General features: G+C 56.4%; 10 protein-coding genes. 2 read left to right on the top strand and 8 right to left on the bottom strand.

Translation table 11 applies throughout. From position 1 onward, the window contains the following. On the top strand, nucleotides 1-233 hold a 233-nt coding region (locus tag QMM04_RS19115; RefSeq protein WP_282996772.1), incomplete at its 5' end, for a hypothetical protein. 17 nt (nucleotides 234-250) lie between these two features. Here the strand turns inward: QMM04_RS19115 and QMM04_RS19110 are convergent. The 4 genes from QMM04_RS19110 to QMM04_RS19095 form a co-directional block, all read right to left on the bottom strand. After that, nucleotides 251-490 carry a DinI-like family protein gene (locus QMM04_RS19110; RefSeq protein ID WP_021509882.1) on the bottom strand — a complete coding sequence of 80 codons (240 nt, stop codon included), beginning with the start codon at nucleotides 488-490 and terminating at the stop codon, nucleotides 251-253. A gap of 337 nt (nucleotides 491-827) precedes the next feature. Beyond that, nucleotides 828-1,151, bottom strand: coding sequence for a DUF6388 family protein (locus QMM04_RS19105; protein ID WP_127834271.1), 324 nt, complete (start codon nucleotides 1,149-1,151; stop codon nucleotides 828-830). 72 nt (nucleotides 1,152-1,223) lie between these two features. Then, entirely contained in the window at nucleotides 1,224-2,516 is a 1,293-nt protein-coding gene (locus QMM04_RS19100; protein WP_282996771.1) for a sugar ABC transporter substrate-binding protein, read from the bottom strand. Nucleotides 2,517-2,525: 9 nt separating this feature from the next. Further along, nucleotides 2,526-4,070, bottom strand: a complete 1,545-nt coding sequence (locus tag QMM04_RS19095; protein ID WP_125311399.1) for a methyl-accepting chemotaxis protein — start codon at nucleotides 4,068-4,070, stop codon at nucleotides 2,526-2,528. A gap of 207 nt (nucleotides 4,071-4,277) precedes the next feature. Here QMM04_RS19095 and yedD point away from each other — a divergent pair, with 207 nt between their 5' ends. Then, nucleotides 4,278-4,739: a lipoprotein YedD gene (gene yedD, locus QMM04_RS19090; protein WP_282996770.1), complete on the top strand. Its 462-nt coding sequence runs from the start codon at nucleotides 4,278-4,280 to the stop codon at nucleotides 4,737-4,739. Between the two features lie 69 nt (nucleotides 4,740-4,808). Here yedD and QMM04_RS19085 read toward each other — a convergent pair whose 3' ends face one another. The 4 genes from QMM04_RS19085 to fliD all read right to left on the bottom strand — a co-directional run. Beyond that, nucleotides 4,809-5,483 carry a class I SAM-dependent methyltransferase gene (locus tag QMM04_RS19085; protein ID WP_058757411.1) on the bottom strand — a complete coding sequence of 225 codons (675 nt, stop codon included), beginning with the start codon at nucleotides 5,481-5,483 and terminating at the stop codon, nucleotides 4,809-4,811. A gap of 178 nt (nucleotides 5,484-5,661) precedes the next feature. After that, the gene (fliT, locus tag QMM04_RS19080; RefSeq protein WP_282996769.1) at nucleotides 5,662-6,021 is read right to left on the bottom strand and encodes a flagella biosynthesis regulatory protein FliT; all 360 of its coding nucleotides are present in this window, start codon (nucleotides 6,019-6,021) and stop codon (nucleotides 5,662-5,664) included. Between the two features lie 2 nt (nucleotides 6,022-6,023). Next, nucleotides 6,024-6,425, bottom strand: coding sequence for a flagellar export chaperone FliS (gene fliS, locus QMM04_RS19075; RefSeq protein ID WP_021509889.1), 402 nt, complete (start codon nucleotides 6,423-6,425; stop codon nucleotides 6,024-6,026). Nucleotides 6,426-6,437: 12 nt separating this feature from the next. Next, a partial coding sequence (fliD, locus tag QMM04_RS19070; protein WP_282996767.1) for a flagellar filament capping protein FliD occupies nucleotides 6,438-7,820 on the bottom strand: 1,383 nt, incomplete at its 5' end.

Below are 7,820 nucleotides of genomic sequence, written 5' to 3'. Positions count from 1 at the left end.
ACTACCTGCGTGATGTCACCTCCCAGTTAAAAGAGATGCGTCACTATGCGCAGACCAACACTGAGACGCTTTCCAGCCACTGGCTGGCCTTTGATGCCGGGGAGTATAAGGATAAAGAGTACGCCACGCGTTTTGATACGCTGATCAACAAGCAGGGACAGCTGCTGGATGATATCGATCAGGCGATTCAGGATCTGGAAATCGCCATCAATCACAGCGAGCAGGAAAGCTAAGCGCGGCAGCTGGTGGCCTAATCGGCCACCAGCCACATCTCGGCTTCATCGAACATCTCTTCAACAATACGCGCAATTGTCGCCTTGTCGTTTTTACTCATATCGGTTTCGATGGCGTTACGCTCCATCGGCTTAACTCGCACTTCCAGATCCGGAAACACGCGCTGCACGCGTTTCTCCAGCTCCTGCAAAATCATTTCGCGCGCGCCCGGTAAACCGGCTACGTTGCGCTTGTCGTAAATCAGCTCCACAAACATCAGGGCATTCCAGTAATCAAAGTGGGAGCGTCATATTACTGTAAATAAAACCAGTGACAAGCGGCAGGGCGGCAATTATTTTCATACGGGTGAAACAGCGCGGCGTAAAGATGCAACGACAGGGGAGTAAAGCGGGCAAAAGCAGAGGGCGTACGCAAAAAATCGAACCTCTGGAGGTGGAAATCCAGCAACACCTCCAGAGGCGGTGCAATAGCACCTTTCGTTCAAGGACAATCGACGACAGTCGTCGTGAGTATTAAGTTATACAACTTTTCCCATTTTGTACAACTTTTTCCCCGGAAATTTCTCTCCGATCGCCTTTTTATCAGTGCATTGCTTATAACTCGTTCTTAATACAGAACTCTTCCCACGTCATACCCAGCGCTTCCGCGTGAGATTTCAGATAGGTTTCAATCGCTTGTGCAGCAACTGCTTTATCCGGTTCCGCCAGCTGGATGGAGAACAGCATGCCGTCGAGCTTCTTCTGACGCAGAAACGCGGCATAGATGCGCTCGGCGTGCCACGCGCGCAGTTCACGCAGGGACATATTGGCGGCGCGCGCATCACTCTCACTCAGTTCATCCAGCGCGGACTGAAAATCAGGGTGGGCGGTGAAAAACAGGCTGCGGGCCTGGGCGTAATACTCTTCAGGGGTTTTCATTCGGGGTTCCTGCCGGTCAAATTGCGCGTTAGTGTAACCCGCACACGGCGACTTGTCAGGAACCCCGAATGTTTACTGCTGTGCGGCCTGCAGGCGCGTCACGTCCTGCTGATTTTTTTCCAGCGTTTGGTCCACCGTCAGCTTGCCCTGCAGCAGCGCCGCCAGATTCTGCCCGACGGCGTTACCCATCTGATCAAAGCCAGCAATACTGACGTACTGCACACCGGTGTAAGGTACGGTGTTCAATGTCGGTTGATCGACGGTGGCGGATTCAATCGCGCTGCGCACCTGAGCGGCGTAAGGCGCCAGGCGCTGGTAGTTTGGCTGCTGGTAGGTGGAGTTGCGGCTGCCGGGTGGCACCGCTCCCCAGCCGACGGTATCCGCGACCTGCTGAATATACTGCCGCGAGGTCGCCCAGCTGATGAAGTCCACGGCGGCGGCGCGCTGCGGTGAGTTAGCCGGTACCGCCAGCGCCCACGACCACAGCCAGTGCGAGCCGTTGCGCGTAATGCCGCCCGGCGCCGGCGCAAACGCCAGCTTGTCCGCTACCAGCGAGATCTGCGGGTTAATCAGCAGCCCGGCGGCGACGGTACTGTCGATCCACATCGCGCATTTTCCCTGTGCGGTAAGACGCAGGATCTGGCCAAAGCTATTGCTGGCCGTATCCGGCGGACCGTCCTGTTTCACCATCGCCAGATAATCGGTCAATACCTCACGCCACTCTGGCGAATTCAGCGTCGGCTGCCAGTGATCGTCAAACCACTGCGCACCATAGGCGTTGGCCATGGTGGTGAGCAGGGCCACGTTATCGCCCCAGCCGGGCTGGCCGCGCAGGCACAGGCCATAGATACCGTGCTGAGGATCGGTGAGTTTCGCCGCAAAATTTTTGATGTCGGTCCAGTCGGGATCGTCTGGCATGGTCAGCCCTTTCGCCGCAAACAGATCTTTGCGGTAATAGGTCATGCTGCTTTCCCCGTAAAACGGTAGCGCGTACAGCGTTTGCTGCCAGGATAGTGCTTTGCGCACCGGCGTCAGCAGATCGTCGCTGTCATACTCTGGCGGCAGGTTATTGAGCGGCGCCAGCCAGCCTTTTTTACCCCACAGCGGCGCTTCATAGGTACCCACGGTAATCACATCAAATTTTGCGTCACCGCTGTTCATGGCTGCCAGCACCGCCTGGCGCAGGGCGCCATCATCCATCACGTGCCATTGAAGTTTCACGTCCGGATGCTGCTGTTCGTAACGGCTCGACAGCTGCTGCATGATAGTCATGTCACCATTGGCAATGGTGGCGATATTGAGCGTGGTGGCGGCCTGGCTGAGCAGCGGCAGCGCGGCCAGCAGCGCGATTATGGTACGCTTCATGGCGGCTCCTTATGGCTGCTGCAGGCGGAAGAATGCCATTTTTTCCACCAGCAAACCAGCATGCTGGCTCACCGTCTGGCTGGCCGCGCTGGCCTGCTGCACCAGCGATGCATTCTGCTGGGTGGCGCCGTCCATCTGGATTACCGCGGTGTTCACCTGCTCGATACCGCTGGATTGCTGGCGGCTGGCCACAGCGATCTCGCCAACGATATCCACCATGCGCGCCACGCCGTGGTTGATGTCGTTAAGCATCTCGCCAGAGCGCTGCACCAGCGCGCTGCCGGCTTCGACTTTACCTACGCTGGCATCGATCAGCGCCTTGATCTCCTGTGCGGCACCGGCCGAACGCTGCGCCAGCTGTCGCACCTCTGACGCCACCACCGCGAAGCCGCGTCCCTGTTCCCCGGCGCGCGCCGCTTCTACCGCCGCATTCAGTGCCAGCAGGTTGGTCTGGAAGGCGATTTCATCAATCACGCGGTTGATATCCGCGATGCGCTTGCTGGAGGATTCTATCTCCTCCATCGCACTCACCGCGTCGCGCAGTACACCGCTGCCGCGCTCGGCCTGATGGCGCACATCGCTTGCCAGCTCGTTGGCCTGCGCGGCGTTGTCCGCGTTGTGTTTCACCGTGGCGGTCATCTGCTCCATACTGGCCGCAGTCTGCTCCAGCGAACTGGCCTGCGCATGGGTGCGCTCCGACAGATCGTCGTTGCCATCCGCCATCTGGCGTGCCGCATCGCTCAGTGCATGGGCACTTTCGCCCACCTCGCGCACGATCTCCGCCAGCCGCACATCCATGCGCAGCAGCGCCTGCATCAGTTCCCCCATCTCATCGCGCGTTACCGTACCGATACGGTGATTGAGCTCGCCGCCGGCAATGGCATCCGCCAGCTCGCGCGCCTGGGCGATGGAACGGTTAATCGAGCGGATCAGCAGCCAGCCGGAGACCAGCGCCAGGCTCAGACCCAACAGCAGGATGGCGAACAGGCTATTGCGTGCCAGCAGGTAGTCGCGGTTGCCCTGTTGCCAGGCCGTCTGCGCATGCTGGCGCATCAGCGTATCCAGCTGATCGATATCCTGCTGCAGCAACTGGCTGCCGCTGCGCAGGCGGGTTTCGATCACCACCAGTGCGGCGGACGGGTTACCGCCTTTCAGCAGCTCACCGGCTTCGTGCAGCGCACCCTGCCAGCCGTCGAGATGGGTCAGGAAGCGCTGGCTCAGCGGTTTGGTCTGCGCATCAAACGCCAGCTGCTGCCAGGTATGGCGATCGGCGTTGATTTGCTGACCGTACTGCGCAATGCGTGCCAGGCGTTTTTCCACTTCACTGCTGTCGGTCCAGTAGCGCAGCGCATCGAACAGGGTAGCGGATTGCTCCTGCACCATGCGGTACAGGCGTGAAGAGTATTGCAGCGGGAGCAGCTCGTTCTGATAGGCATTTTGCGCGCGCTGATCGGCAGCGCGCAGGCCGATAATTCCCCAGACGGCAGCAATAATCAGTAACAGGCACAGCAGGCTGACAATCGCAGCCAGACGTGCGCGAAGGGTCAATCGCATAACAGCGTTCTCCGAAACCAGGGTGAGTAAGTCGTCAATATTGTTATGGGTGCAGGTGCTTTAGACTTCACATCAGGTTATCGGCGAAGAGTTGAACAGCTTGAGGGCGCCGGAGAAAGAGAAGGGGGAATCCACCGCAGATACCTTGCGTCACGCCGGGAAAACATTATAACGTAGCCGCCATTGATGCGAGTGTAGGGACCGAAGATGAAAAAGTGGATGGTACTGGCCGCGCTGGCGCTGAGCGGCTGTGCGCAAATCAACAGTTATGACGAAGCGGTAAAAACCCCGGCACCGCTGGAGCTGCAGGGTAACTGGCAGACGATGGGGCCGCAGAGCAAGCTGATCAGCAGCGAGGCTATGGCCAGCCTGATCGTTAGCGCTGATGGCGCTACCCTTGACTGCCGCCAGTGGCAGCGGGTGATTGCCAAACCGGGCAAGCTGACGCGCCTGGATGATGACTGGGTTAACGTTAACCGTCAGGCGCGTGTGATGCCGCTCTCGCTGGAGAACGGTGAGCTGCACTACGATGGCCTGACGCTGCGTAAAGTGGAACGCCCAACCGTCGAGTGCCAGCAGGCGCTGGACGAAGTGGCAAAGCGCCCTGGCGATGCGGTGATTCAGGATATTGAGCCGCAGATTCTCAGGCCGGTCTCGGCAGAGAAATAAGGGACAGAGCTGAAATGCTTTTCTTCCTCTCCCGACTGCGGGAGAGGACATTTCATCAGGCTGGAACGGTTATCGCTTCTGCAATAAATAGCTGTTTTCAAAGCCGGGCAAACTGCCAATCACATCGAACCCATTAAAATAGCCACCCGCGCGTAATAAATCCACAGCAGGACCGACCTGCGGTGAATACTGGTGATCGCGATAATCGTCAAAGACGATAAAGCCGCCTTGCACCAGGGTGGGCGAATATAACAGGAAATCGAGCAATACATGGCGGCCTTCGTGTCCGCCGTCAATATGCAGTAATACGGTACGCGGATTAAGGGCCTGCACCCGCTCAATACTTAATTCAGAGTAGCCACGGATGAGATTAACCTGGGGAAACAGCTTTTCGTGATAAAAGCGCAGCTCACTTTCCTGATTTGCCAGCTCCATGGGATCGATGCTGATAATGCGACGTTTATGCTGGCAAATTTCATTCATGAAAGCCGTCGATTTCCCTTTCCACACGCCGATTTCAATGATGTCACCCGCCACATTATTATGCTCGAGTAACCAGCAAAGATAACCCAGGCATTTTACATGGCTATGGAAAGAGAGTTCACGGCGCGCCATGGCCAGCTCTGCCGGTAATTCTGCCTGCGCCTGTGCCAGAGCATCACCGACCTTATCCCAGGTGTCATCGATGAGCTGCTGTATTTCAGGCTCCTGAAAAAAAACTTTTAAATCCGCGATATCGAGCATGTCGTTGCCTTATAAAGAGAGAATACAGCCGGCAAGGCTGAAAAGGTCTGCGTTAAATGTGCCACAGTTGCCATCATTCAAGGCGGTAATAAGGCTCAGTTTAAGGGGGTAATTAAACGCTTAGCATGGCGGGGGCGGTAAGAATCCAGGGAGAACAGCGTCTCCCTGACAGAGAGGATTATAAATCGCTGGGGTAAAGCACCTGACTGGAAAAACGACCATACGCGTTGGTGACTTTCTGTTGCTGCGTGGTTTGCTGGACCAGCGAACGCAGTTCTTCCATGCGGGTCGCCATCAACTGCTTAATCTCAAGCTCATTGTCCATCACCTGCTTCAGCATGGGCCGTAACTGGACACGCAGCGCAGCAGGCAGGGCGGAGGTATCACGGTCGTGCGCTACGTGCTTAACGCTGCTCACGTAAGCTGCCTCACTGGACACTAAATCATCCCAGTGCCCCTGGCGCGCCTGTTTCAACATCTGATTACTCAGGCTGAGCAAACGCTGATACCCCTGCAGCAGGTCGTTATCTGAAGTCATGGTTACGCTTCCTGAACGGCGTGAGGACCAATTTGTTTCCACGCGTCGGCAATGTTGCTCAGCAAGCGCTCGACTTCCGCAATCGCTGCCGGATCGTTGTGCAGGTTGGCTTCCAGCAGACGGCGGGTCATGTACTCGTAAAGATTATCCAGATTGGCAGAAATCTCTCCACCGGCTTCATGGTTCAGCCCGGCGCGTAAGCCATTAGTAATGATATTAATGGCTTTCGACAGCGCCTGGCCTTTACCGGGAATGTCGCCCTGATCCATCAGAATGGTGGCTTTCTTCATGGCGCTGAGCGCGCCATCAAACAGTAAAACCACCAGCTGATGTGGGCTGGCGCTTAACACGGCACTTTCCAGACCGACCTGTGCGTAGGCCTGCGTTCCCGATTTAGCGTACATATTTAACTCCTGTTAACTGCTCATGTTCGCGAACTGCTGCGTCAGATAGTTCTGGGTCTGGGTCATGGATGAGACCAGCGTATTCAGGTTCGTGAACTGTGTCTTGTAGCGCGCCATAGTGGCGGTAATCTGTGCGTTTACCCGATCGTAATCGTCAGACAGTTTTTTCAGCGTTTTATTGATGCCATCAGTGGCGTTCTGTACAGAGCCATTGCTGCCTAAAATCTGATCCAGATAGTTACTGGTTTGCGTCGCAAAGCCGGTGGTTTTGCCGTCACCGGACAGGAAACTGACCACATCCGCCGATTTTTCATCCAGCGCTTTGTTCAGCTTGGTGCTGTCGACGGTCAGCTTGCCATTCACGTCCTGGGTAATACCGATTTGTGACAGCAGGGAAATACTGCCGCCGCTTTGGGCACTGGTGGACAGCTTGGAGCGCAGGCTGGTCTGGATGTTACGCAGCGTGCCATCACCTAACAGATCGCCATTGCTGGAGTCCTGCGAGGTACTGCCCTGATCCACGGCAGTGTATTTGGTCTGGTTACTGATGGTGGTCTGCAGCGAGTTGTACGCGTCAACGTAAGCCTGCACCGCGGCGATCATCGGCGCATTATCCTTGGTGACGGATAAGGTTTCCGGGCTGCCGGTGTTGGTTTTGGTCAGATTCAGCGTGACGCCTTCCGGCGCATCAGTAATGGTGTTGCTGCTGCGGGTGATGGCGACGCCGTTGATGCTCAGTTTGGCGTCGGCAGCGGTTACCTGCTCCGTCATACCATTGCTGCTGCCACCTTTGGTAAAACCAATATACTGCGCCAGGGCGCTGTCATCGGTAGAAACCGTCATCTCGTTGGTGGTGCCGGTATCACGCGAGGTCAGGGCCAGATAATAGGTATTGTCATCGGATTTGATGATACTGGCGGTAACGCTGCCCTGCTGTTTGTTAATCGCATCTTTAATGTCCGTCAGGCTGGTTTGATCTTTGCTCAGCGTGATGGTCATTGGGTCTTTCTGACCCGGTTGCGTAATGGTGATGGTGCGCGAGGCGAGGCTGGAATCGCCTAAATCGCCATCTTTACTGGTCGCGCTTTTCGACAGCAGCGACTGCGCTTTAGCCAGTTGGGTGACTTCAACCGAAAAGTTACCGGCCGCCGCATCATTGGCCAGCGTGGCGGTGAACGCGGTATTGGTGCTACTGACTTTTGTTGAGGCAATTGCAGACGTGTCTTTGAGCGCAGCGGCAGCTGTCTGGACTTTCGCCAGTGCCGTTTGCACGACGCCCCATGCTGTCAGCTTGGCTTTATAAGAGGTTTGCTGATTTGTAATTGGCGTCAGGTTGGCTTTTTCTGCCGTTTCAAGCTGGTCATACAGCTCGCTCAGCCCCAGGCTATCACCAGC

Origin of the sequence: Pantoea sp. Pa-EAmG (genome assembly GCF_030024295.1) — a bacterium.
Taxonomy (GTDB): domain Bacteria; phylum Pseudomonadota; class Gammaproteobacteria; order Enterobacterales; family Enterobacteriaceae; genus Pantoea; species Pantoea dispersa.
Note: the sequence above shows the minus strand (reverse complement) of the source record. Positions and strands in the feature narration are given on the sequence as shown.